Genomic DNA, 25366 nt, shown 5'->3' on the forward strand with positions numbered 1-25366 from the left:
GAGCCCCCTCCACCCTTCGCCGATGGCGAACGGTCCCCCTCCCCGTGCCGGGGAGGATTTGCGTTGGTCATCACGCCGTCAGCCGGTCGATCATGGATTTGGTCACCAGCACGACGCCGTTGTCGGTGCGGCGGAAGCGTTGGGCGTCGGATTCCGCGTCTTCGCCTACGATCAGGCCGTCGGGGATTTCGACGCCGCGATCCACCACCACCTTCGACAGGCGCGCGCCGCGGCCGATCACGCAGTGCGGGAGGATCACCGCCTGGTCGAGCATCGAATAGCTGTGCGCGCGCGTGCCGGTGAAGATCAGGCTACGGTGGATCGACGAGCCGGAGATTATGCAGTCGCCCGACACGAGGCTCGATACCGCCTCGCCGCGACGACCATCGTCCGCATGGACGAACTTCGCGGGTGGCGTGACCTCCGAATAGGTCCAGAGCGGCCAGCTGCGGTCGTAGAGGTCGAGCTTGGGCACGACGTCGGTGAGGTCGATATTCGCCTCCCAATAGGCGTCGACCGTGCCGACGTCGCGCCAATAGGCCTCGACCTCGAGCCCCGAGCGGACGCAGCTGTCGGAGAAGCGATGCGCGACCGCCTTGCCGTTTTTCACGAGGTACGGGATGATGTCCTTGCCGAAATCGCGCGAGGAACCGGGGGTTGCGGCGTCGCGACGAAGCTCCTCGAACAGCAGCTTGGTCGTGAAGACGTAGATCCCCATCGATGCCAGCGCGATGTCCGGGTTGCCGGGGATCGCGGGTGGATCGGCAGGCTTCTCGACGAACGCGGTGACGTTGTCGTGCTCGTCCACGGCCATCACGCCGAAGCCGACCGCCTCCATCCGCGGCACTTCGAGGCAGGCGATGGTGACGTCCGCGCCGGTCTCGCAATGCTGTTGCAGGATCAGCTCGTAATCCATCTTGTAGATGTGGTCGCCGGCCAGGATGACCATGTATTCGGGCGCGTGGCTCTCGATGATGTCGATGTTCTGGTACACGGCATCGGCGGTGCCCTCGTACCATTGAAACTCGCTGATCCGCTGCGACGCGGGCAGGATGTCGAAGCTCTCGTTGCGTTCCGAGCGCAGGAAGTTCCAGCCGCTCTGGAGATGGCGGATCAGCGAATGCGCCTTGTACTGCGTCGCGACGCCGATCCGGCGGATGCCCGAGTTGATCGCGTTGGACAGCGCGAAATCGATGATGCGCGCCTTGCCGCCGAAATACACCGCGGGTTTCGCGCGCGTATCGGTCAGCTCCATCAGGCGACTGCCGCGGCCGCCGGCCAGCACATACGCCATCGCGTCGCGCGCCAATGGCTGTCCCCGCCGTTCCACCATGTCCGTCTCTCCCTAATAGTCAGCAGTATAACGCGCCGTCACCCGCCGGTTGTTCCGTCGTTGCGCCGGATCGGTCTTCGAACTCGATCAGCCTTCGTATTCGAGCATGATCGTCGCGAGCGGGGGCAGCGTGACCCAGGCCGCACCGTCCTTCGCGACGACGCCACCGAGATTGCCGAGCCCGCTGCCCCAATAGTCGTGCGCGTCGCTGTTGATGATCTCGCACCAGCGGCCGTCGAGCGGCAGCGGTACGCGGTAGGGCGCGCGGGCGATCGGCGTCATGTTGGCGACGATCGCGATCGGCTTGGCGCCGGGGGCCTTGCGCAACCAGGCGAACACCGAATTGGCGGCATCGTCGGCGACCAGCCATTCGAAGCCCTCCGCCTCGCAGTCGCGCGCGTGCAGCGCCGGCTTCTCGCGGTAGACGGTGTTCAGGTCGCGGACGAGGTTGCGGATGCCTTCATGGCTGCGCGCGTTGCGCAGATCCCAGTCGAGCGCGCGCGCTTCCGACCATTCGCGACGCTGCGCGAATTCCTGCCCCATGAAGAGCAGCTTCTTGCCCGGATAGCCCCACATGAACGCGTAATAGGCGCGCAGATTGGCGAATTGCTGCCAGTCGTCGCCGGGCATCTTGGTCAGCAGCGAGCCCTTGCCGTGGACGACCTCGTCATGGCTGAGCGGCAGGACGAAATTCTCGCTGAACGCGTAGACGAGGCCGAAATTGATCTCGCCGTGATGGTGTTTCCGGTGCAGCGGATCGCGCGCCATGTACTGGAGCGTGTCGTGCATGAAGCCCATGTTCCACTTGAACCCGAAGCCCAAGCCACCGCTCTTGCCATCGTCGCTCACCGGCGCGGAGACGCCCGGCCACGAGGTCGATTCCTCGGCGATCGTGAAGACGCCGGGGTGCTGGCCGTAGATCTCGCGGTTCATGTCGCGGAGAAACGCTACGGCTTCCCAATTCTCGCGGCCACCGTCCTCGTTGGGGATCCATTCGCCGCTTTTGCGCGAGTAATCGCGGTACAGCATCGACGCGACCGCATCCACGCGCAGGCCGTCGATATGATAGCGCTCGGCCCAGAACAGCGCGTTGTTGACGAGGAACGACGTCACTTCGCGCCGCCCGAAATTGTAGATTGCGGTGTTCCAGTCGGGGTGGAAGCCGAGCCGTGGATCTTCGTGCTCGTACAGCGCGGTGCCGTCGAACTTGGCGAGGCCGAACGCGTCGGTCGGGAAATGCGCCGGCACCCAGTCGAGCAGCACGCCGATCCCGGCGAGATGCGCGCCATCGACGAACCGCGCGAAACCTTCGACGTCGCCGAAGCGCGCGGACGGCGCGTAGAGGCCAGTGGTCTGGTAGCCCCAGCTCGGATCGTACGGGTGTTCGCTGATCGGCAGGAATTCGATGTGCGTGAAGCCCATCTCGACCACGTAAGGTATCAGGCGGTCGGCGAGCGCGTCCCAGGTCAGGAACCAGCCGTCGGCGTCGCGGTCCCACGATCCGGCGTGCACCTCGTAGATGCTGATCGGCACGCGGCGTGGATCGACCGAGGCCCAATGCTTGCGGTGATCGGTATCGGCCCACTCGTGCGCAAGTTTCCGCGTGATCGAGGCGTTGGCGGGGCGGAGTTCGGCCGCGAACGCGAACGGGTCGGCCTTGAGCGGTTGCAACTGGCCGTCGGGACCGACGATCTCGAATTTGTAGGCGCGGTATTCGGCGATGTCGGGGATGAAGATCTCCCACACGCCGACGTCGCCGCGCTTGCGCATCGCGTGGCGGCGGCCGTCCCAGTCGTTGAAGTCGCCGACCACCGATACGCGCTGCGCATTGGGGGCCCATAGCGCGAAGTGGACGCCGTGCGCGCCTTCGTGCTCGATGAGGTGCGCGCCCATCTTGTCGTGAAGGCGGCGGTGCGTTCCCTCCGCCATCAGCAGGTCGTCGCTCGGGCCGAGTACGGGGCCGAAGCTATAGGGGTCGGTGACCCACCACGAGATGTCGCCCGCCTCCGCATGATACTTCACCGGCTGTTGCGTGCCGTCGATCGGGCCCTCGAACAGGCCGCGATCGTCGATGCGGGGGAGCGTGCCGAGCGCGGTGCCGTCGAGTGCGTGCGCCTCGGCCTTATCCGCGCCGGGCAGCCAGACGCGTGCGAACACGCCGGTCGGGCCGCTGTGGACGCCGAGCAGCGAGAACGGATCGTCGTGACGCCCTTCCAACAGGGCTACGATGGCGCCTTCGGGTGGCTTCACATCACCGTCCAGATCTCGCGCGCGTACTCGCGAATCGTGCGGTCGGACGAGAACCAGCCGACCCGCGCGACGTTGCGGACGGTCGAGGCGACCCACGCATCGCGGTCGTTCCAGCGCGTGTCGACAGCGCGCTGGGCGGTGGCATAGCTATCGAAATCGGCGGCAAGCATGAACCAGTCGCCGTCGTACAGCCCGCCCATCAAGCCGGCGTAGCGCGTCTTGTCGTCGGGCGAGAACACACCGGACGCGATCGCGTAGACCGCCTGGCGCAGTTCGTTAGAGCCGTCGATGACGCTGCGCGGATCATAGCCGTTGGCGCGCTTCGCCTCGACCTCGTCCGCGGTCATGCCGAAGATGAAGATGTTGTCGTCGCCGACGCGGTCCTTGATCTCGATGTTCGCGCCGTCGAGCGTGCCGATCGTCAGCGCGCCGTTCATCGCGAACTTCATGTTGCCGGTGCCCGACGCCTCGAGGCCGGCGGTCGAGATCTGTTCGCTGAGGTCGGCGGCGGGGATGATCTTCTCCGCCAGCGACACGTTGTAATTGGGCAGGAACGCCACCTTGAGCAGGCCACCGACCGACGGGTCAGCGTTGATCCGGCGCGCGACGTCGTTCGCCAGTTTGATGACGAGTTTGGCGTTGTGATAGCTCGACGCCGCCTTGCCTGCGAACAGCTTGACCCTCGGGGTCCAGTCCCGTTCCGGATGGCTGCGGATCTGGTCGTAGAGCGCGACCGTCTCGATGATGTTGAGCAGCTGGCGCTTATACTCGTGGATGCGCTTGATCTGGACGTCGAACATCGCATCCGGATCGACGCGGAGCCCCATCGTCTCCTTGATGTGATTAGCCAGTGCCACCTTGTTCGAACGCTTCACGCTCGAAAAGCGCTCCCTGAAACCGGAATCGTCCGCGAAAACATCCAGATCGACGAGCTTTTCGGCATCGTCCAGGAAGCCGTCGCCGATCGCATCGCGGATCAGCGCGGTGAGGCCGGGGTTGCACTGCTGCAACCAGCGACGCGGCGTGATGCCGTTGGTCTTGTTGTTGATCCGCGTCGGGTAGAGCTTGTGCAGATCGGCGAAGACCGTCTTCTTCATCAGCTGCGTATGCAGCGCGGCGACGCCGTTGACGCTGTGCGACCCGGCAAAGGCGAGGTTCGCCATCCGCACGCGCCGCTCGCCGCCCTCGTCGATCAGGCTGATCGCCGAGATCGCGCGGTCGTCGATACCCTCGGTGCCGCGCGCCTCCCGCAGCAGCTTGGCGTTGATCGCGTAGACGATCTGCATGTGCCGCGGGAGCAGGCGTTCGAACAGCGGCAGCGGCCAGATCTCCAGCGCCTCGGGCAACAGCGTGTGGTTGGTGTAGCCGAAGGTGGCGCGCGTGATCTTCCACGCCTCGTCGAACGCGAATTCGTGGTGGTCGATCAGCAGCCGCATGAGTTCTGCGACCGATACCGCGGGGTGCGTGTCGTTGAGTTGGATGGCGGCCTTGTCGGGTAGCGTGCGGATGTCGCCGAAATACTGGATGTGGCGGCGGACGATGTCCTGGATCGACGCGGACGAGAAGAAATACTCCTGCCGCAACCGGAGTTCCTGGCCGGCGGCGGTTGAGTCGTTGGGATAGAGGACGCGGGTGAGCGTTTCGGCGCGCGTCTGATCGGCAAGCGCGCCCGAGAAATCGCCGGCGTTGAAGCGGTCGAGCTTGATCGGATCGAACGCGCTGGCAGTCCAGAGGCGGAGCGTGTTGACGTGCTTGCCGCGCCAGCCGACCACAGGGGTATCGACGGCCGTCGCCTCGACCGCCTCGGAGGGGCTCCAATGGACCTGACCGTTATCTGCGACCGTCACTTCGCCGCCGAAGCCGACGAAATACGCGCTCTCGCGGCGTTCGAACTCCCAGGGGTTACCGTGCGCGAGCCAGTTCTCGGGCATCTCGACCTGCCAGCCATCGTCGATCCGCTGGCGGAACATGCCGTTCACATAGCGGATGCCGTAGCCGTAGGCGGGCAGCGCGAGGCTCGCCATGCTTTCCATGAAACAGGCGGCGAGCCGGCCCAGTCCACCGTTGCCGAGCGCCGCGTCGGGCTCGATCTCCTCTAGTTCGGCGAGGTCGACGCCGTGGAGCTTCAGCGCCTGCGTGACCTCGTCGTTGCGCTGGAGGTTGGTCACCGCGTCGCGTAGCAGCCGGCCGATGAGGAATTCGAGGCTGAGATAATAGACGCGCTTGGCGCCGGCCGCGTGTGCCGCCTTGGTCGACGCCATCCAGCGTTCGACGATGTCGTTGCGGACGGTGAGGATCGTCGCGGCGAGCCAGTCGTGCGGGCGGGCGGCCTGCGCATCCTTGCCGATGCGGTGGACCAGCGTGTCGAGGATCGAGTCGGCCAGATCCTGGATGACGGGTGCTTGAACGGGCGGCTGTACGGCAGGATCTGAGGTCACGCGGTTTCCGAAATCGTTACGGTCGCGGCGATCCTAGCCTCCCGCGAGCCGATGTCACGCGGACTTCCTTCCCGTGATGGAAAAGAAGGTTGTCGATCAATGCTTTGAATTTGGGATGATCCATCACCGCGCTGGGGCGGTGGTGGACAGGGTAGGGTTCGAACCTACGTAGGAGAAACTCCGGCAGATTTACAGTCTGCTGCCTTTAACCACTCGGCCACCTGTCCAGGCCGCTTTTGCAAGCGCCGCTCTTTCAAGCGAGGCGGCTCAATGGCGAAGCGCGCTCGGTGTGTCAACGCAGGTTTTGCGAAGTTTCGTGGTTCGGTGTTGCCGCAGAGGACGAATGCCGACAAGGACGCCGCATACACAGACACGATAGAGAGCGAATATGGCACGCAAGGGACACAGGCCGAGCAAGGCACCGGCAGGCCGCCCCCGCTTCTGGGGCAAGCACGCGGTAGGGGCGGCGCTCGCCAATCCGGAGCGCACGGTGCGCAAAATCCTCGGCACGCGCGAGGCGCTGGCCGGGTTCGACCTGCCGGCCGACGTGCCGGTGACCTATGCCGAGGCGATGGATCTGGCGCGGCTGGTGCCGGGCGACGCGCCGCACCAGGGCGTGGTGATCGAGGTCGAGCCGCTCGAGGACATGTGGCTCGCCGACCTGCTCGAGCACGGCAAGGACGACAATCGCCCGCTGGTGATCCTCGACGGCGTGACCGATCCGCATAACGTCGGCGCGATCTTGCGCTCGGCGGCGGCGTTCGATGCGCTGGGGATCATCACGCCGGATCGCAATGCGCCGCCGGAATCGGGGACGATCGCTCGGGCGGCGTCCGGGGCGCTTGAGAGCGTGCCTTGGATTCGGGTGGTGAACCTGGCACGCGCTCTGGAGGAGATTGCGGCGGCGGGGTTCTGGAGGATCGGGCTGACCGGCCATGCGACGCAGACGCTGTCGGAAGCGATGGGGACGCAGCGGATCGCGATCGTGCTTGGCGCCGAGGGCGAGGGCATGCGGCAGAATACCGAGCAGCATTGCGACGAGCTGGCGAAACTGCCGATCTCGGAGAAGGTGGAGAGCCTGAACGTGTCGAATGCGGCGGCGATCGCGTTGTATGCGATAACGACGCGGTAAGTCATTCCCTCGCCCCTACGGGGAGAGGGAAGGGGCCCGCCGCACTTGCGGTGGGAAGGAAGAGGGGAGTGAGGCTCGGGACGGTTCATCCCAACGCCCCTCTCCCTTCCGTCGCCTAAGGCTCCTCCCTCCCTCTCCCCGGAGGGGCGAGGGACAGGGGGAATCAGTCCTCCGCTGCGATCTTTACCTTCAGGCCATCCAACCCTTCGGTCAGCTCGATCTGGCACGACAGGCGTGAAAACTCATCCCGATCACTCGTCGAATCGAGCAGGTCATCCTCGTCAGGCCCCATCGGCTTCAATTTGGCCGCAAAGTCCGGGTCGACATGGATGTGGCAGGTGGCGCACGAGCAGCAGCCGCCGCACAGCGCCAGGATCTCGTCGATCCCGGCGTCGCGGATGACTTCCATCACCGATAGGCCCGCCTCGCCGATGATCTCGCGTTCTTCCCCTTCGCGCGTCACGACGATAAGCTTGGGCATGTCATTCTCCGAAAAACTTCTGTGCGTTCATGCCGTTGCGCGCGCCAGGGATCAAGCATCATGGGCCTGAGCGCAGAGCAACTCGAAACCGCGATGGCGGCGTTGTGCGAAATCGAGCCGGCGTTCGCGGTCGCGGTCGGCAATGCCGGCCACCCCGCACGGCGGATCAGCGAGCGCGGCTTCGCGACGTTGCTGCGCACGATCGTCGGGCAGCAGGTGAGCGTCGCCTCGGCCGCGGCGGTCTGGAACAAGCTCGACGCGGTGGTCGGCGGCGCAGGCGACCCCGCAAAGATCGCCGCCGCCAGCGACGAGTTGCTGAAGAGTGCCGGCCTGTCGCGCCAGAAGCTCGGCTATGCCCGCAGCCTCGCCGACGAGGTGACGAGCGGGCGGCTCGACCTCACCAACCTGCCCGAGGACGACGAGGAGGCGATCGCGGCGCTGGTCCGCGTGAAGGGGATCGGCCGCTGGTCGGCGGAGATCTATCTGCTGTTCGCGGAAGGGCGGACGGACATCTGGCCGGCGGGCGACCTTGCGATCCAGATCGAGGTCGGGCGGATATTGGGTCACGAGACTCGGCCGAGCGAGAAACTGACGCGCGAGGTGGCGGAGGCTTGGCGCCCTCACCGTGGAGCTGCGGCGATCTTCGCTTGGCATCATTATCAGGCGGACATGAAGGTCATCTGACTTCCTTGCTCCCCACCCTGGAAGGGAGGGGGCGGGGGTGGGTCGGTTTCCACGTGTTCGACGGGTTGGGGCTCGAGCGGGCCTACCCACCCCCAGCCCCTCCCTTTCAGGGAGGGGAGACGCTTCCCATATATTCGTTGTGTGCGCACGCACACGTCGGCTCGGCGAAAGCCGGCATCTCTCCATTCGAATGGCTACACCCGCCAACCGGAATACCCCAGTTATCCCTGGAGTGACGGGACGGAGGTGAACGCGTTGTCGCCCGACTCGCCAGCCATGCCTTGTCCCCTTCCCCTCGTTCCGGCAAAGCACCCCCCGATGTCAGCCCCCAATCTCCCCGCGTCCGGCTTCGCCAACTCGCTCGCCGAGAGCCACCGCACCGTCGTCGTCCCCGAAGGCGCGTCGTTCTGGCGGCGGCTGTTCGCATTCGTCGGGCCGGGGTATCTCGTCGCGGTCGGCTATATGGACCCCGGCAACTGGGCGACCGACATCGCCGGCGGCTCCGCGTTCGGCTACACGTTGCTGTCGGTCGTGCTGCTGTCGAACCTCATGGCGATGGTGCTGCAAGCCCTCTCCGCGCGCCTCGGCATCGTGGCCGGGCTCGACCTCGCCCAGGCCTGCCGCGCGCATTATTCGAAGCCGGTCTCGGTCGCGCTCTGGTTTCTGTGCGAGATCGCGATCATCGCTTGCGACCTCGCCGAGGTGCTCGGCACCGCGATCGCGCTGAAGCTGCTGTTCGGGCTGCCTTTGGTCTACGGCGTCGTCCTCACCGCGCTCGACGTGTTCCTGATCCTCGCGCTGCAACGCTTCGGGTTCCGCAAGCTTGAGGCGTTCGTCGTCGCCTTGCTCGTGATCATCGCTGGCTGCTTCGTCTTCGAGCTGTTCCTGGCGCGGCCCGAATGGGCGGGCGTGCTCGGCGGGCTCGTCCCGACGACGCAGATCGTGACCAACCCGGCGATGCTCTACATCGCGATCGGCATCCTCGGCGCGACCGTGATGCCGCACAATCTGTATCTCCACTCGTCGATCGTCCAGACGCGTGCGTTCGCCAAGGACACGGCGGGCAAGCGCGACGCGATCACGATGGCGACGATCGACGGCACCGTGGCGCTGGGGCTGGCGTTCTTCATCAACGCGGCGATCCTGATCCTCGCGGCGGCGACCTTCCACGTCGCAGGGCGCACCGACGTTGCCGAGATCGACCAGGCATACCAGCTGCTAGCCCCGATGCTCGGCATGGGCGCGGCGAGTGTGCTCTTCGCGGTTGCGCTGCTGGCGTCGGGCCAGAACTCGACGGTGACGGGAACGCTTGCCGGCCAGATCGTGATGGAGGGGTTCCTCAACCTGCGCATGCCGGTCTGGGCGCGGCGGCTGGTGACGCGGTTGCTCGCGATCGTGCCCGCGGTATTCGTGGTCGGTGCGTCGGGCGATGCGGGGGCGACCAAGCTGCTGGTGCTGAGCCAGGTCGTGCTGAGCCTGCAACTTCCGTTCGCGGTGGTGCCACTGGTCAAGTTCACCGGCGACCGCACGATCATGGGCGATCTGGTCAGCCCGGCCTGGCTGAAGATCCTCGCCTGGGTGATCGCCGCGGTGATCATCGGGCTTAACGGCACGCTTCTGTACGGCATGCTGTAGATACGAAAACGGCGGCCGATCGCTCGGCCGCCGCTTCCTTGTTCGCTAGCTTCGGCTGAAGCTCAGCGGCACTTCACGTTGCCGCGGTCGACCGAGCGGCCGAGCAAGGCGCCGCCACCGGCACCCGCCAGCGTTCCGAGCGTGCCGCCACCGATCAGGTTCGCCAGCGCGCCGCCGCCGAGGGCGCCGATCACCAGGCCGGTCGTACCGTCGTTGCGCTTGCAATAGGCGCGGCCGTCGCGACCACGATAGATGCGGTCATTGCGGCTGAGGCGGCGCTCGCGGTACTTGCCGTCACGATAGCTGTTCGACGGATCCCAGTTGCGGTCGTCGCCACGCCAGTTGCGATCGTTGCCGCGGCGATCGTTGTTGAAACGGCGATCGTCACGATCGCGACGGTCGTTGTTGTCGCGGCGATCGTCGTAACGCTGTGCGGTCGCGGCGGTCGGCAGCATGGCCGGCGCTGCGACGGCGACCGACATCAATGCTGCGATAAGATGCTTCTTCATGGGATAATCTCCTGATGCGTGACACGGTAACCCGTGCCGCACCGGAAAAGTTCAAACGGCCAAGTTCAGACTGTAGCCTTATCCGCCATCGAGCAGTCGTGGCCGTTGCCGGTCTCAACCTGCAACGTGGCGTGGCCGATCCCGAATTTGTCGTGGAGCATCGTCCTGGCGTTGCTGAGGAATTGGTCGCCGGGGTGGCCGGCGGGCATTACGAGATGCGCGGTGAGGACGGGTTCGGTGGTGCTCATCGGCCAGATGTGTAGATCGTGGATCTCGGTGACGCCGGGCAGGCTGCACAGCGCCTCGTCGACATGGTCAAATTCGATCCCGCGGGGGACGGCGGACAGCGACATCTCGACGGTTTCGCGGAGCAGGCCCCAGGTCTGCCAGAAGATCAGGATCGCGATGACGATGCTCACTGCGGGGTCGATCCAGGTGAGGCCGGTGCGCCAGATCACGAAGCCGGCGATCACCACGCCCGCGGACACGAGCGCGTCCGCGGCCATGTGGAGGTACGCGCCGCGGATGTTGACGTCTCCCTTGCGGCCGCGCGCGAACATCCACGCGGTGAACGCGTTGACGGCGATGCCGATGCCGGCGACCATCGACACGGTGAGGCCGGCGGTCGGGGCGGGGTCAGAGAAGCGCTGCGACGCCTCCAGCACGATCGCGCCGAGCGCGACCAGCAACAGCAATGCATTGGCCAGCGCGGCGAGGATCGTCGAGCCCTTCAGCCCGTAGGTGTAGCGCTTGGTCGGCGCCGTGCGCGCGAGCATCGTGCCGCCCCATGCCACGACCAAGCCGAGCACGTCGCATAGGTTGTGGCCGGCGTCGGCGAGCAGCGCGACCGAGTCGATCCGCAGGCCGACGATCGCCTCGACGACGACGAAGACGATGTTGAGACCGATGCCGATCGCAAAGGCGCGGTCGAACGAGGCCGGGGCGTGGCTGTGGCCGCCGTGCGAATGGCCGGCATGCCCGCTGGAATGCGAATGCCCATGATCGTGCCCGTGATGATGTCCGCCCAAAGCCCGCGCTCCGCTAAATCCGGCCGCCGCCTAGCATTGACGTATCGTGAGATACTAGGACGCGAGAGACATTCTCGCACGTCGCCAATCCCGAAACAGTCTCCCCTCCCTGGAAGGGAGGGGCAGGGGGTGGGTCGGCCGGTTTATGTCGCAACCGCAAGGACATGCGGAACCCGACCCACCCCCAACCCCTCCCTTCCAGGGAGGGGAGCAGCTTACCTTGCCACCAACCCACTCTGTCACCTGGCGGAGGCCGGGGCCCACCGTCCCGCGCACGCAATTCTCTCGAATGTGCGGAACGGTGGATGCCGGAACGAGCCCGGCATGACGGAGAGTTAGCCCTCGTTCGCCAAGGCCTTCAACCGGTACAGCGCGTCCAGCGCATCGCGCGGGCTCATCGCGTCGATATCGAGTTTCGCCAGATCCTCGCGAAGCACGTCGCACGCCGCTTCCTCGACCTGTGCCGCCGCGGCGAACAACGGCAGGTCGTCCAGCCCGGCCGCGAGCCCACCAGTCTTCGCGCGTCCCGCCTCGAGTTTCGCTAGCACCGCCTTCGCGCGCGCCACCGTCACCGGCGACATCCCCGCAAGCCGCGCGACGGCGAGCCCGTAACTCCGATCCGCCGGGCCGTCGGCGAGTTCGTGGAGCAGCACCAGATCGCCCTTCCACTCGCGCGCGCGGACGTGGTGTAGCGACAGCGCCTCGCACCGCTCCGCCAACCGCGTCAGTTCGTGGTAATGTGTCGCGAACAGGCAGCGGCAGCGATTGTCCTCGTGGATCGCCTCGACCACCGCCCAGGCGATCGCGAGGCCGTCATAGGTCGACGTGCCGCGCCCGACCTCGTCGAGGATCACGAACGAGCGCGGCGTCGCCTGCGCGAGGATCGCCGCGGTCTCGACCATCTCAACCATGAAGGTGGAGCGGCCGCGGGCGAGGTTGTCCGACGCGCCGACGCGGCTGAACAGGCGATCGACCAGCCCCAGCGTGGCCTTGGTCGCGGGCACGTACGACCCGGCCTGCGCGAGCACCGCGATCAGCGCGTTCTGGCGGAGGAAGGTCGATTTACCGCCCATGTTCGGGCCGGTGACGAGCCACAGTCGCGAGCTTTCCGACAGATTGCAGTCGTTGGCGACGAACCGATCGCCCGACTTCGCCACCGCCGCCTCGACCACCGGATGCCGGCCGCCCTCGATCTCGAAACACGCATGATCGACCAGCGACGGCCGCGCCCAGGCGCCTTCCGCCGCGCGCTCGGCTAGCCCCGCTGCGACGTCGAGCCGCGCGAGCGCATCCGCGGTCGCGGCAATCGCATCGCGCCCGGCGAGAGCCTGCGCGGTGAGTTCCTCGAGATGCGCTGCCTCCGCCGCCAGTGCATGCGCGCCGGCCTGCGACACCTTCGCCGCGACCTCGTGCAGCGCAGGGGTATTGAAGCGGACCACGCCGGCGAGAGTCTGGCGATGCGTGAAGCCGCTCTCGGGCTTCATCAACGGATCCGCGGCCCGCGCCGGCACTTCGACATGATAGCCGAGCACGCCGTTGTGGCGGATCTTCAGCGCGGTAACGCCGGTCGCGGTGCGGAACTCCGCCTCCAGCGCGGCGATCGCGCGCCGTCCGCCAGCGCCGGCATCGCGTAGGTCGTCGAGCGCGGCGTCATAGCCTGCCGCGATATAGCCGCCGTCCGATGCCTCGATCGGCGGCGACGGCACCAGCGCGCGCTTGAGCAGGTCGATCAGCGCGCCGTGCCCGCGCAATCTTGGCGCGATGTCCCGGAGCAGCACCGGCGGATCGACGATCGCATCCATCCGCTCGCCTAGGCTCCAGGCGCCGTCGAGCCCGTCGCGCAACTGCCCGAGATCGCGTGGGCCGCCACGCCCTGCCGCCAGCCGTCCGAGCGCGCGGCCGATGTCAGGCAGCGCGCGCAAGGTCGACCGCAATCGCTCGCGCGCCGCCTGGTCGTCATGGAACAGCCGCACCAGATCGAGCCGCGCATCGATCGCTGCCTTGTCCATCAACGGCGCGCCGAGGTCCGCGCCGAGCAACCGCGCGCCGGCCCCGGTGACGGTCCGGTCGACCGCGTCGAGCAGGCTCCCCTTGCGTACGCCACCGGTGGTGCAGGTCAGCTCGAGGCTCTCGCGGGTGGCGGCGTCGATCGCCATCGTCTCCGCCGCTCGGCCGATCCGCGGGGGGCGGAGGAAGGGCATCGTGCCCTTCGCATTATGCTCCAGATACGCGACCAGGCCTCCGGCTGCGGCGAGCCCTGCGCGGCCGAACTGCCCGAACCCGTCGAGCGTCGCCACGCCGTATAGCCGCTTCAACCGAGCCTCGCCCGCGCCGCTGTCGAAGTCGATCTTCGGGCGCAGCGTCGTCGCTGCCTCCTCGAAAGCGCTAGCCTCCGACGCAACAACCTCGGCCGCACCGAGCCTTGCGAGTTCCGCCTCGACCGCGTCACCCGCAACCTCGACGATCTCGAAGCGCCCGGTCGACACGTCTGCGGCGGCGATCGCCACCAACCCGCCCGCCTCGCCGATCGCCACGCACCAATTGTCCGAGCGCGCGTCGAGCAGCGCTTCCTCGGTCAGCGTGCCCGCCGTCACGACCCGCACGATCGCGCGTGCGACGAGCGCCTTCGATCCGCCGCGCGCCTTGGCTTCCGCCGGGCTCTCGACCTGCTCGGCGATCGCAACCCGGTGGCCGGCCTTGATCAGCCGTTGCAGATACACCGTCGCCGCATGCACCGGCACGCCGCACATCGGGATCGGCTTGCCCTCATGCTCGCCGCGCGCGGTCAGCGCGATGTCGAGCACGCCGGCTGCGACCCGCGCATCATCCATGAACAGTTCGAAGAAATCGCCCATCCGGTAGAACAGCAGGCAATCCTGCGCCTCCGCCTTCAGGCCGAGATACTGCGTCATCATGGGGGTAGGGGCGGGGTGCGACATCGGCGGCGATCTAGCGGGAGTTTGTCGCCGCGTCATCCGGTGCCGTTCTCCTGCGAACGCAGGAGTCCAGGGTTCGAGGGGACAGCGCTGCTTGATCCTGGGCTCCTGCGTTCGCAGGAGAACATGGGCGAAGTGTCCGGGGTGACGAAGCGGCATCGTCTGCGTAAAGACACAGGCAACAGAGAGAGGCCCCGCCCATGTCCGACGAAACGCTGCAATTCTCCGAACGCGAAGCCTTGCTCTTCCACTCGGAAGGCCGCCCGGGGAAGATCGAGATCATCGCGTCGAAGCCGATGGCGACGCAGCGCGATCTCGCGCTCGCCTATTCGCCCGGCGTCGCGGTGCCGGTGCAGGCGATCTATGACGATCCCGCGACCGTCTACGATTACACCGCGAAGGGAAACCTCGTCGCGGTGATCTCGAACGGTACCGCGATCCTCGGCATGGGCAATCTCGGTCCGCTCGCCAGCAAGCCGGTGATGGAAGGCAAGGCCGTCCTCTTCAAGCGCTTCGCCGACGTCGACGCGATCGACATCGAGCTGAAGACCGAGGACGTGAACCGCTTCATCGACGCGGTCGAGCTGATGGAGCCGACCTTCGGCGGGATCAACCTCGAGGATATCAAGGCGCCCGAATGCTTCATCATCGAGCAGGCCCTGCGCGAGCGGATGAACATCCCCGTCTTCCATGACGACCAGCACGGCACTGCGATCATCACCGCCGCCGGCCTGATCAACGCGTGCCTGCTGACCGGGCGGAAACTCTCCGAGGTCAAGATCGTCGTCAACGGCGCCGGTGCCGCGGCGATCGCCTGCACCGAGCTCGTCAAGGCGATGGGCGTGCGGGGCGACAACGTGATCCTGTGCGATCGCAAGGGCGTGATCTACCAGGGGCGCGAGGGCGTCGACCAGTGGAAGTCCGCGCACGCTGCGGTGACTGAAACGCGCACGCTGACCGAGGCGCTGGTCGGCGCCGACGTGTTCCTGGGGCTCTCTGCGGCGGGCTCGCTGACGCCGGAGATGGTCAAGGACATGGCCCCCGCGCCGATCATCTTCGCGATGGCCAATCCCGAGCCGGAGATCCGCCCCGAACTCGCGATGGCCGCGCGCCCCGACGCGATCGTCGCGACCGGCCGCTCGGATTATCCGAACCAGGTCAACAACGTGCTCGGCTTCCCGTTCATCTTCCGCGGAGCGCTCGACGTCCGCGCGACCGGCATCAACGACGCGATGAAGATCGCCGCGGCCAACGCGATTGCCGAACTCGCGCGTGAACGCGTGCCCGAGGAAGTCGCGGCGGCGTACGGCGTCAGCCACAGCTTCGGCCCGGCGTACATCATCCCCGCGCCGTTCGATCCGCGGCTGATGGAAGTCGTCCCCGTCGCGGTCGCCAAGGCGGCGATGGCGTCTGGCGTCGCGACCAAGCCGATCCTCGACATCGAAGCGTATCGCCATTCGTTGCGCGCGCGCCTCAACCCGACCACCTCGGTCCTGTCGATGGCGTACGAAGGCGCCCGCGCGCACCCGAAGCGCGTGATCTTCGCGGAGGGCGAGGAAGAAGTCGTCCTGCGCGCGGCAATCGCGTTCAAGGAAGGCGGCTACGGCACCCCGGTCCTGGTCGGCCGCGACGACGTGCCCGACCGGTTGCGCGCGCTTGGCGTCACCGATCCCGAGAGCTTCGAACTCCACAACAGCCGCGTCTCGCCGCTCGTGCCCCGGATGGTCGACTTTCTGTATTCGCGGCTCCAGCGGCGCGGCTATCTGCGCCGCGATTGCGAGCGGATGGTCAACCAGGACCGCAACATCTTCGGCGCGCTGCTGCTCCAGCTCGGTGAGGGCGACGCGCTGATTACCGGCATCACGCGCACCTATGGCGAGACGATGCGCCAGATTTATCGCGTGATCGATCCGGCGGCGGGGAAGACGCCGTTCGGTATTCATCTGCTGGTAGGGCAGAGCCACACGGTGTTTATTGCCGACACCACGGTCAACGAGCGCCCGACCGCCGAGCAACTCGCCGACTTTGCCGAGCAGACCGCGGCGGTTGCGCGGCGGATGGGGCATGAGCCTCGCGTGGCGTTCCTGAGCTATTCGAACTTCGGCAATCCGAAGGGCGAATGGCTCAACAACATCCGTGACGCGGTGACGGTGCTCGACGGGCGGAAGGTCGGGTTCGAGTATGAGGGCGAGATGGCGCCCGACGTAGCGCTGAACCCGAAGCAGCTGGCAAACTATCCGTTTGCGCGGCTGTCCGGGCCGGCGAATGTGCTGATCATGCCGGGGCTTCAGTCCGCCCACATCTCGGCGAAACTGTTGCGGGAGCTGGGCGGGGACTCGGTTATCGGGCCAATGCTGATCGGGATGGAAAAGCCGGTACAGGTTGCGCCGATGACGAGCACGGCCAGCGAGTTAGTAACCCTGGCCGTTCTCGCTGCCGGCGGCATAGCGCGTTAACTAAAGGTCCCTCGCCCCCCCGGGGAGAGGGAAGGGGCCCGCGGTACTTGCCGTGGGAAGGGAGAGGGGAGTGAGGCTCGGGACGGTTCGTCCCAACGCCCCTCTCCCTTCCGTCGCAAGCGCTCCTCCCTCCCTCTCCCCGGAGGGGCGAGGGAATTGGCTCACGCGTCGATGCTTGTGCCTAGCGACGCGTGCACCAGCCCGCCGTCCACCGTGATCGTCTCCCCAATCACATAATCCCCCGCGCGGCTCGCCAGGTAGATCGCCGCGCCCGCCATATCCTCGTCCACCCCGACCCGTTTCGCCGGAATCCCCTGCGCCACCGCGTCCCCATGATCGCGCGCCGCCTTGTTCATGTCGCTCGCAAACGCCCCCGGTGCGATCGAGGTGACGTTGATCGAGTCCGTCACCAGCCGCGCCGCCATCCGCTTCGTCAGATAGATCAGCGCCGACTTCGACGCATGATAGCTGTACGTCTCCCAAGGGTTCAGCCGCTGGCCGTCGATCGACGTGATGTTGATCACCTTCGCCGGCCGCTCTCGCGAGCCCGACGCCTTCAGCGCCGCATGCAGCGCCTGCGTCAGGAAGAACGGCGACTTCACATTCAGGTCCATGACCTTGTCCCAGCCGACCTCCGAAAACTCCTCGAACGGCACGCCCCATGCCGCCCCCGCGTTGTTGACGAGGATATCGAGCTTCGACTCATGCTCGGCGAACTGCGCGGCCAGCGCCTTGCACCCTGCCACCGTCGAGACGTCCTGCGGCAACGCGATGCAGTTCGGTCCGAGCTCCGCCGCCGCGGCCTCGCACACATCGGCTTTCCGCGACGAGATGTACACCTTGGCCCCCTGCGCGATGAAGCCGGCGGCGATCATCTTGCCGATCCCGCGGCTGCCGCCGGTGATCAGCGCGACGCGGCCGTCGAGCCGGAACAGGTTGGTCGTATCCATCACGCATCCTCCGAATGTTTGCCCGCTTGGTATCGCCGAGCGCTGCCCGCCGCAAACCCGTTTTTCGAACGAGGCGTCATTGACGAGTGCAAAGCCCGTACTATGCTCGCAAAAAAGAGCAGGAGAGAGCGTGTGAGGTTTTCAGGCAAGCGTGCCGTTGTGACCGGCGGCGCGTCCGGCATCGGCCGAGCGACCGCACTGCGACTCGCCGACGAAGGCGCCACCGTCCTGATCGGCGACATCGACGAGGCCGGCGGCCACGCGCTCGCCGACGCCTCCGGCGGCCGCATCCTGTTCCAGCGCACCGACGTGCTCCAGGCGGGCGATATTGAGGCGCTGATGCAGACCGCCGATGATGCGGGCGGGCTCGACATCCTGTTCAACAACGCCGGCGCGGGCGGCTCGCGCGACCCGATCGGCGAGATTTCGCCCGAGGACTGGGACCGCACGCAGGCGCTCCTCCTCCGCTCGGTCGCGCTCGGCATCCGCTACGCAGCACCCTTGATGGCGAAACGCGGCGGCGGCGCGATCGTCAACACCTCGTCGGTGTCCGCGCTCGGCACCGGTTACGCGCCGACCGCCTATTCCACCGCCAAGGCCGGCGTGCTCCACCTCACCAAGCAAGCCGCCGCCGATCTCGCGCAGCACAAGATCCGCGTGAACGCGGTCGTTCCCGGCTTCATCGTCACCAATATCTTCACGCGCACGCTCGAACTCGACGCCGCCAAGACGACGCAGGCCGATGCGATGATCGCGCATATCGCCGCCGACGCGCAGCCGATCCGTCGCCCCGGCACCAGCGAGGACATCGCCGCCGCGGTCGCGTTCCTCGCGAGCGGCGATGCCAGCTTCATCACCGGCACGCACATCCTCGTCGATGGCGGTATGACGATCGGCACGCGGCCGAGCTGGGACCCCGCCCAACCCTCGCTGTTCGCGCTGCTCGACAAACTGAAATGACCGCACCCGCCCGCCGCCTCTCGACCGGAACGATGGCGAGTTACGGCTTCGGCGCGGTCGCGTACGGAGTGAAGGATGCCGGGTTCGGCACGTTCCTGCTGCTGTTCTACAACCAGGTCGTCGGGCTCCCGTCCGCCACCGTCGGGCTCGTCATCATGATGGCGCTGCTGATCGATGCGTTCGTCGATCCGGCGGTGGGCTTCTTCTCCGATCGCACGCGGACCAGATGGGGCCGTCGGCACCCGTGGATGTACGCGTCCGCGCTGCCGATCATGATCGGCTGGCTGCTGCTGTGGAACCCGCCCTCGGTGATGTCGGAGCCGCAGACGCTCGTCTGGCTGTTCGTCATGGCGGTGATCGTGCGCAGCGCGGTGAGTTGCTACGAAGTGCCGTCGGTCGCGCTGACGCCCGAGCTCACGTCGGGCTATGACGAGCGCACGCGGATCATGGCGTATCGCTATCTGTTCGGCTGGGTCGGCGGGTTGCTGATGCTGCTGTCGGCGTACCAGTATTTCCTCGCGCCCACCGCGGCGTTCCCGAACGGCCTGCTCAACCGCGCCGGCTATGGCGGCTTCGCGCTGGCGGGGGCGATCTTCATCGGCGTCGCGATCCTCGTCTCCGCGCTCGGCACGCATCACGAGATCAGGCATCTGCCGAACCCGCCGATCGCCAAGCAGACCTTGCGCGAGTCCTTCGCCGAACTCCGCCAGACCGTTAAGAATCGCGCATTCGCGATCCTGATGGCGGCGGGCGTCTGCGCGTACACGATCCAGGGCATCAGCTATGCGATGTCGAACTACCTCTACACCTATGTGTGGGGCTTCAAGGGGCCGGTGTTCGTCTACCTGACGATCGCGTTGTTCTCGGGTGTGTTTCTCGCGTTCCTCGCCGCGCCCCGGCTCGGCAGGACGGGCAGCAAGCCCAAGGCGGCGATGGGCGCGGTGCTGCTGGGCGCGGCGCTCAACACGTCGCCCTATTGGTTGCGGATGCTCGGCGTGTTTCCGGAGGTTGGCGAGCCCACGCTGCTGCCGATGCTGTTCGGGTTCTTCATCCTCGGCACCGCGTCGAACGTCACCGGGTTCATCCTCGGCGCGTCGATGATGGCCGACGTGGTCGAGGATTCGGAGGCGAAGACGGGTAGGCGGTCGGAAGGGGTGTTCTTCGCGGGGTCGTTCTTCGTGCAGAAATGCACCAGCGGGATCGGGATATTCTTCGCGGGGATGATCCTCGCGGTGGCGGGGTTCCCGGCCAAGGCGACGCCGGGGACGGTGCCGGTGGAGACGATCGACCGGCTGACGCTGATTTACGCGGGCCTTTATATCGTGCTGGCGTGCGTCTCGGCGTTCTTCTTCTCGCGGTTTCCGTTCGGGCGAGTGGAGCATGAGGCGCGGTTGGCGCGATTGGCAACGAACACAGTTCACGAGAGCTAGGAGCCACGGCTTCCAATGATCCTCCCCCGCCAGGGGGAGGTGGCTGGCCCTTGCCAGACGGAGGGGGCGGCATGCGAAACGTGCGTTCCGTGTCCTCCCCCTCCGTCACCTTCGGCGACACCTCCCCCTTGCGGGGGAGGATCGAGAGGTCGCGCTAACCCTACTCTTCCAGCAAGGGGACCCGCGCGGTAGGACCGACGCATGGCCGTCCCGATATCGAGGAACGGCGACATCGGAGTTCCCATGCGTATCCCCGCTCTAGCCACTGCCCTCGGCCTCGTCCTCGCATCCCCCGCCGTCGCGCAGACGGTCGCACCGGTCCTCACCACCCCCGACGCGCACGACCCGCACAGCTACGCCCGCCCCGCCGAGGCGCGCGTCACGCATGTCGCGCTCGATCTCGCCGCAGACTTCGACACCCACGTCATCCGCGGCATCGCCACGCTCGACGTCCTGGCGAAACCGGGCGCGAAACTTGTCCTCGACGACAACGGGCTGAAGATCGTCAACATCACCGACGCCGTCGGCAAGCCGCTCCCCTACTCGGTCGGCGCGGTCGACAAGATTCATGGCGCGCCGCTGACCGTCACGCTCAACGGCGCGAAGACAATCCGCATCGCCTACGCGTCGTCGCCCGACGCGAAGGCGCTGCAATGGCTCACCCCCGCGCAGACCGCGGGCAAAAAGCAGCCGTTCCTGTTCAGCCAGGGCGAGGCGATCCTCAACCGCAGCTGGATCCCGACGCAGGACTCCCCCGGTATCCGCCAGACCTGGGAAGCGAAGATCGCGGTCCCCAAGCAGCTCACCGCGGTGATGAGCGGGCTCGCGACCGGCAAGCCAGCGTGCGTCGCCGATCGCTGCACGTTCCAGTACAAGATGGACAAGCCCGTCGCGCCCTACCTGATCGCGCTCGCGGTGGGCGACATCGCGTTCAAGTCGACCGGGCCCCGCACCGGCATCTGGGCCGAGCCCGCGACGCTGCCCAAGGCCGCGTACGAGTTCGGCGAGCTTGAGAAGTTCGTCGCCGCCGCCGAGGGGCTGTACGGCCCGTATCGCTGGGGCCGCTACGACGTGCTGGTCCTGCCGCCGTCGTTCCCGTTCGGCGGCATGGAGAACCCGACGCTCACCTTCGCGACGCCGACCGCGATCGCCGGCGACCGCAGCCTCGTCTCGCTGATCGCGCACGAACTCGCGCACAGCTGGTCGGGCAACCTCGTGACGAACGCGACGTGGGACGATTTTTGGCTTAACGAAGGCTTTACCAGCTATTTCGAGAACCGGATCATGGAGGCGCTCTACGGCAAGCGCCGCGCCGACATGGAGGCCGACCTCGCCTGGACCGACATGCTCGCCGCGGTGAAGGACGCCGGTGGCCCCGCCGCGAAGGACACGCAGCTCCACCTCGATCTCGACGCGGCGCGCGATCCCGACGACGGCATGACGCAGATCGCCTACGACAAGGGCGCGGCGTTCCTCCGCACGATCGAGAAGCAGGTCGGCCGTGCGCGCTGGGACGCGTATCTCCGCAGCTATTTCGACCGCCACGCCTTCCAGCCGCAGACCAGTGCGGGCTTCCTCGCCGATCTCAAGTCGAAGCTGCTGACTCCCGCCGAAGCCAGGACGATCGGCGTCGATGCGTGGGTCTACCAACCCGGTATCCCGGCGAACGCAGTCCATGTCACGTCGGCTGCGTTCCCCGCTGTCGATGCGGCGGCGAAGGCGTATGCGGCCGGCGGTCCCGTCTCGGGCGTGCCCGGCAAGGCCACGACGCAGGAGATCACGCGGTTCATCACGCAGCTCCCGCGCAAACTCTCGGCCGAGCGGTTGAAGACGCTCGACGACGCGTTCGGCTGGAACACCACGGGCAATGCGGAAATCCGCTTCGCCTGGCTGCAACTCGCGCTCGCCAATCACTATGCGCCCGCCGACGCCTCGGCGGAGCAGTTCCTGACCTCGCAGGGCCGGCGGAAGTTCGTCGCGCCGCTGTTCCAGCAGATGATGGACTCGGGCGACTGGGGCCACAAGCTGGCGATGGACATCTACGGCAAGGCGCGGCCGGGCTATCATGCGGTCACGCAGGTCACCGTGGACCGCATAACCGGTTGGAAACTCATGAACTGAGCCGCCCTGAGCGCCCATTCGGGGCGTTGGTCGGCGCGGTAACACGCTTCGTCGGATATGGTTCCCGCACGGGTTTCAATTAAATCGAACCTCCCGTAGCCAGAATGCGACAAACGGGTTTTGGCCGGGGGGTCTCGATGAATTTCAAGGCGTTAGCAGCGCGTTTTGCGCTGGTGGTATCGTGCGGCCTGATGACGGCCACCCCTGCTGCGGCTCAGTTCTGGCAGTGCGTGACGTTCGCCCGCTCGGTGTCGGGCATCGAAATCCGCGGCAACGCCAACACCTGGTGGAGCCAGGCCGAGGGTCGCTACGAGCGTGGCCACACCCCGAAGGCCGGCTCGGTCCTCGCCTTCTCGCCGACCTCGCGGATGCGCGTCGGCCATGTCGCGATGGTCTCGAAGGTCGTCAGCGACCGCGAAGTTCTCCTTACGCATGCCAACTGGTCACGCCCTGGTGCGATCGAGACGAACGTCCGTGCGGTCGACGTCTCGGCGGCCGGTGACTGGAGCATGGTCAAGGTCTGGTACGGTCCGCAGGGCGACCTCGGCACTTCGGCCTATCCGACCAAGGGCTTCATCTATTCGGGCCACGCGCCTGCTGGCGATAATTTTGATGCGCCGGTGCAGCCTTCGTACCAGATGGCGAGCGCGACCCACACCGTGTCTGCAACGCAGCGCGCCAATGCTGCGCAGCTTGCGACGATCCAGCACGGCCCGACTGACCCCCGCGGCATCTTCACGCTGGTGAACGAGGCGAACTGAGGTTTTCACTTCCGCGTGATGCCTGACGTCCGCGACAGTTTACGCGCTACATCCAACGTTTCGCTACTGATAGCTCCCCGACCGTCCCGTTAGGCGACCTCCCCGGCGAAGGCCGGGGCCCAGTTGGAAAGGTCGCGGTAACAGACCGCCACCTCCGTCGACGACGTCCCCCAACTGGACCCCGGCCTTCGCCGGGGAGGTGGCATAAGGCGAACACTGCTCTGCTAGCTTCTTGTTCTCCCGCGAAGGCGGGAGCCCAGTCTGGACCCCCGCCTTCGCGGGGGAACACTCTATTTGCTCAACAGTGTCACGCGTCGAACACCTTCAAATGAACGCCCTCACGCCGCCTTGAACGTTAGCGCATCGCCGTTCATGCAATAGCGCTTCCCCGTCGGCTTAGGTCCATCATCGAAAACGTGCCCGAGATGCCCGCCGCACCGGCGGCAGTGCACCTCGGTCCGCCCCATCCCCATCGTCGAATCCACCCGCGTCCGCACCGCGTTCGGCAATGGCTGCCAGAAGCTCGGCCACCCCGTCCCGCTTTCGAACTTCGTCTTCGACGAGAAGTTCGGCAGCGCGCACCCGCCGCACGAGAAGATACCCGCGCGATGCTCCGCGTTGAGCGGGCTCGAATACGGGACTTCGGTACCATCCTTGCGGAGCACGTTATACGCGTCCGGCGACAGCTTCTTGCGCCACTGCGCGTCGGTCAGCGTGACCTCGAACCGCTCGGCGGCCTGCGCGGGTTGTGACGTGCATCCCCAGAGTGCGAAGCCGGCGACGCCTGCTCCGGCAAGCGTGAGGAAAGCGCGGCGGTCCTGGGTCATGTTCGTCTCCATGGTTCGGATATAGGTACGGCCGAACCACCCGATAAGGTTACGCTCGCCGTCAGTATTTGCTGATTTCCACCGGCAGCGTGCGATAGCCGTGGACGAAGCACGCCGCGACCCGCGTCGGTTCGGCGAGCACGTTGATCCGCATCCGCCGCGCGGCCATCTCCTCCAGGAGGATCGCGATCTGCATCTCCGCCAGCCGTGCGCCGACGCAGCGGTGGATGCCGTGGCCGAACGCCAGATGCCGCCGCGCGTTCGGGCGATCCACCACGATGGCGTCCGCATCGTCGCCGAACACGCCCTCGTCGCGGTTCGCCGAGATATACCAGAGCGCGAGCTTGTCGCCGGCCTTGATCTGCTGGCCCATCAATTCCGCGTCCGCGGTCGCGGTGCGGCGCATGTGCGCGAGCGGGGTCTGCCAGCGCAGGATCTCGCTCACGGCGTTGGGAATCAGCGTCGGGTCCGCCTCCAGCTTCGCGCGCGACTCCGGAAACTTGTCGAGGCCATAGGCGAGCGCGGACATCGAATTGCGCGTCGTGTCGTTGCCGCCGACGATCAGCAGGATGAGGTTCCCGATGAACTCGTTGTGATCCATGTGGCTCATCGCGTCCGAATGGATCATCATCGAGATCAGGTCGGGCGTCGGATTCTTGTCGATCTTTGCGTCCCACAAGCCTTTGAAATACGACCCGCATTCGAACATGTACGCGAGCCGCTGACCGCGGAGTTCCTCGTTCTTGACGATCTCGATATCGCCTGCCCAGTCCGACCATAGGGTCAGCTTCCGTCGGTCCGCCCAGGGAAAGTCGAACAGGATCGCGAGCATCTGCGTGGTGAGTTCGATCGCGACGGTATCGACCCAGTCGAAAGGCGTGTTCCACGGCAGGCTGTCGAGCATGTCGGCGGTCCGCCTCCGGATATCGCCCGACATCCGGGTCATCTCGCTGGGGGTGAAGGCGGGTGCGACGGTGCGGCGCTGGCCGGTATGCACGGGGCGATCGCGCGCGATGAACATCGGCATGCGGACGTCGCGCTCGGCGACGAAATCGGCGATCGTAATCCCGCCGGCCTCGGAGGAATAGAGATCGGGGAGAGATTCGACCTCGACGATGCCCTTGTAGGTGGAGACCGACCAATAGGGGCCGTAGTCGGAGTGCTCGACGTAATGGACGGGGGACTCGGCGCGGAGTTGCGCGAACGGCGCCTGCCAGAGGTCGTCGCGGTAGAGTTCGGCGCGGCTCACGTCGAGCGGATCGACTATTTGTTGCGCCACGTCTCTTACCAGAGTCGCCATCGTTTCTCTCCCCTGTTTTGCCGCAGGAGAGGCTTTGCTGACACTTATGTCAATAGAGTAGGGATCGTAACCGAATGATCCTCCCCCGCCAGGGGGAGGTGGTGCCGAAGGCGACGGAGGGGGAGGACACGGAGC

18 protein-coding genes and 1 tRNA gene are annotated in these 25366 nt (G+C 66.4%); 8 read left to right on the top strand and 11 right to left on the bottom strand.

Annotated features, from left to right (window positions below; translation table 11 throughout):
• Positions 1 to 70: 70 nt before the first annotated feature.
• The 4 genes from glgC to E5673_RS05630 all read right to left on the bottom strand — a co-directional run bounded on the left by glgC (position 71) and on the right by E5673_RS05630 (position 6248).
• Positions 71 to 1333 (bottom strand): glucose-1-phosphate adenylyltransferase, encoded by a 1263-nt coding sequence (gene glgC, locus E5673_RS05615; protein WP_082441369.1) that lies wholly within the window; start codon positions 1331 to 1333, stop codon positions 71 to 73.
• A gap of 87 nt (positions 1334 to 1420) precedes the next feature.
• A complete protein-coding gene (glgB, locus tag E5673_RS05620) occupies positions 1421 to 3583 on the bottom strand; it encodes a 1,4-alpha-glucan branching protein GlgB (protein WP_136189257.1) in 2163 nt (720 codons plus the stop codon).
• Positions 3580 to 5976: a glycogen/starch/alpha-glucan phosphorylase gene (locus E5673_RS05625; protein ID WP_210731848.1), complete on the bottom strand. Its 2397-nt coding sequence runs from the start codon at positions 5974 to 5976 to the stop codon at positions 3580 to 3582. The genes glgB and E5673_RS05625 overlap by 4 nt, the downstream gene beginning before the upstream one ends.
• A gap of 185 nt (positions 5977 to 6161) precedes the next feature.
• A tRNA-Tyr gene (locus E5673_RS05630) sits at positions 6162 to 6248 on the bottom strand.
• Between the two features lie 161 nt (positions 6249 to 6409).
• Here E5673_RS05630 and rlmB point away from each other — a divergent pair.
• Positions 6410 to 7153: a 23S rRNA (guanosine(2251)-2'-O)-methyltransferase RlmB gene (rlmB, locus tag E5673_RS05635; protein WP_056055070.1), complete on the top strand. Its 744-nt coding sequence runs from the start codon at positions 6410 to 6412 to the stop codon at positions 7151 to 7153.
• A gap of 163 nt (positions 7154 to 7316) precedes the next feature.
• Here rlmB and E5673_RS05640 read toward each other — a convergent pair whose 3' ends face one another.
• On the bottom strand, positions 7317 to 7634 hold the full coding sequence (locus E5673_RS05640) for a 2Fe-2S iron-sulfur cluster-binding protein (protein WP_136189259.1): 318 nt from the start codon (positions 7632 to 7634) through the stop codon (positions 7317 to 7319).
• Positions 7635 to 7694: 60 nt separating this feature from the next.
• On the opposite strand from E5673_RS05640, the gene E5673_RS05645 reads away from it, so the two are divergent.
• Complete coding sequence (locus E5673_RS05645) at positions 7695 to 8318, top strand: DNA-3-methyladenine glycosylase (RefSeq protein WP_136189260.1); 624 nt, start codon at positions 7695 to 7697, stop codon at positions 8316 to 8318.
• 318 nt (positions 8319 to 8636) lie between these two features.
• On the top strand, positions 8637 to 9953 hold the full coding sequence (locus E5673_RS05650) for an Nramp family divalent metal transporter (protein ID WP_093398654.1): 1317 nt from the start codon (positions 8637 to 8639) through the stop codon (positions 9951 to 9953).
• A gap of 62 nt (positions 9954 to 10015) precedes the next feature.
• Here E5673_RS05650 and E5673_RS05655 read toward each other — a convergent pair whose 3' ends face one another.
• The 3 genes from E5673_RS05655 to mutS all read right to left on the bottom strand — a co-directional run bounded on the left by E5673_RS05655 (position 10016) and on the right by mutS (position 14405).
• The gene (locus E5673_RS05655; RefSeq protein ID WP_056061027.1) at positions 10016 to 10462 is read right to left on the bottom strand and encodes a hypothetical protein; all 447 of its coding nucleotides are present in this window, start codon (positions 10460 to 10462) and stop codon (positions 10016 to 10018) included.
• 65 nt (positions 10463 to 10527) lie between these two features.
• Positions 10528 to 11490, bottom strand: coding sequence for a cation diffusion facilitator family transporter (locus E5673_RS05660; RefSeq protein WP_136189261.1), 963 nt, complete (start codon positions 11488 to 11490; stop codon positions 10528 to 10530).
• Positions 11491 to 11825: 335 nt separating this feature from the next.
• Positions 11826 to 14405 (bottom strand): DNA mismatch repair protein MutS, encoded by a 2580-nt coding sequence (gene mutS / locus E5673_RS05665; protein WP_136191366.1) that lies wholly within the window; start codon positions 14403 to 14405, stop codon positions 11826 to 11828.
• 221 nt (positions 14406 to 14626) lie between these two features.
• On the opposite strand from mutS, the gene E5673_RS05670 reads away from it, so the two are divergent.
• The gene (locus tag E5673_RS05670) at positions 14627 to 16882 is read left to right on the top strand and encodes an NADP-dependent malic enzyme (RefSeq protein WP_136189262.1); all 2256 of its coding nucleotides are present in this window, start codon (positions 14627 to 14629) and stop codon (positions 16880 to 16882) included.
• A gap of 161 nt (positions 16883 to 17043) precedes the next feature.
• Here E5673_RS05670 and E5673_RS05675 read toward each other — a convergent pair whose 3' ends face one another.
• Complete coding sequence (locus E5673_RS05675) at positions 17044 to 17832, bottom strand: SDR family NAD(P)-dependent oxidoreductase (protein ID WP_136189263.1); 789 nt, start codon at positions 17830 to 17832, stop codon at positions 17044 to 17046.
• Positions 17833 to 17964: 132 nt separating this feature from the next.
• On the opposite strand from E5673_RS05675, the gene E5673_RS05680 reads away from it, so the two are divergent.
• From E5673_RS05680 to E5673_RS05695, 4 genes are all read left to right on the top strand, one after another.
• On the top strand, positions 17965 to 18792 hold the full coding sequence (locus tag E5673_RS05680) for an SDR family NAD(P)-dependent oxidoreductase (RefSeq protein ID WP_136189264.1): 828 nt from the start codon (positions 17965 to 17967) through the stop codon (positions 18790 to 18792).
• Positions 18789 to 20222, top strand: a complete 1434-nt coding sequence (locus tag E5673_RS05685) for an MFS transporter (RefSeq protein ID WP_247599597.1) — start codon at positions 18789 to 18791, stop codon at positions 20220 to 20222. The genes E5673_RS05680 and E5673_RS05685 overlap by 4 nt, the downstream gene beginning before the upstream one ends.
• Before the next feature lie 243 nt (positions 20223 to 20465).
• Positions 20466 to 22343, top strand: coding sequence for a M1 family metallopeptidase (locus E5673_RS05690; RefSeq protein WP_136189265.1), 1878 nt, complete (start codon positions 20466 to 20468; stop codon positions 22341 to 22343).
• Positions 22344 to 22480: 137 nt separating this feature from the next.
• Positions 22481 to 23104 (top strand): CHAP domain-containing protein, encoded by a 624-nt coding sequence (locus E5673_RS05695; protein WP_136189266.1) that lies wholly within the window; start codon positions 22481 to 22483, stop codon positions 23102 to 23104.
• A 338-nt stretch (positions 23105 to 23442) separates the two neighbouring features.
• Here E5673_RS05695 and msrB read toward each other — a convergent pair whose 3' ends face one another.
• Positions 23443 to 23943, bottom strand: a complete 501-nt coding sequence (msrB, locus tag E5673_RS05700; protein WP_247599598.1) for a peptide-methionine (R)-S-oxide reductase MsrB — start codon at positions 23941 to 23943, stop codon at positions 23443 to 23445.
• Positions 23944 to 23992: 49 nt separating this feature from the next.
• Positions 23993 to 25231 carry a cytochrome P450 gene (locus tag E5673_RS05705; RefSeq protein WP_136189267.1) on the bottom strand — a complete coding sequence of 413 codons (1239 nt, stop codon included), beginning with the start codon at positions 25229 to 25231 and terminating at the stop codon, positions 23993 to 23995.
• Positions 25232 to 25366 lie beyond the last annotated feature (135 nt).

It is taken from the genome of Sphingomonas sp. PAMC26645 (assembly GCF_004795835.1).
Classification (GTDB): domain Bacteria; phylum Pseudomonadota; class Alphaproteobacteria; order Sphingomonadales; family Sphingomonadaceae; genus Sphingomonas.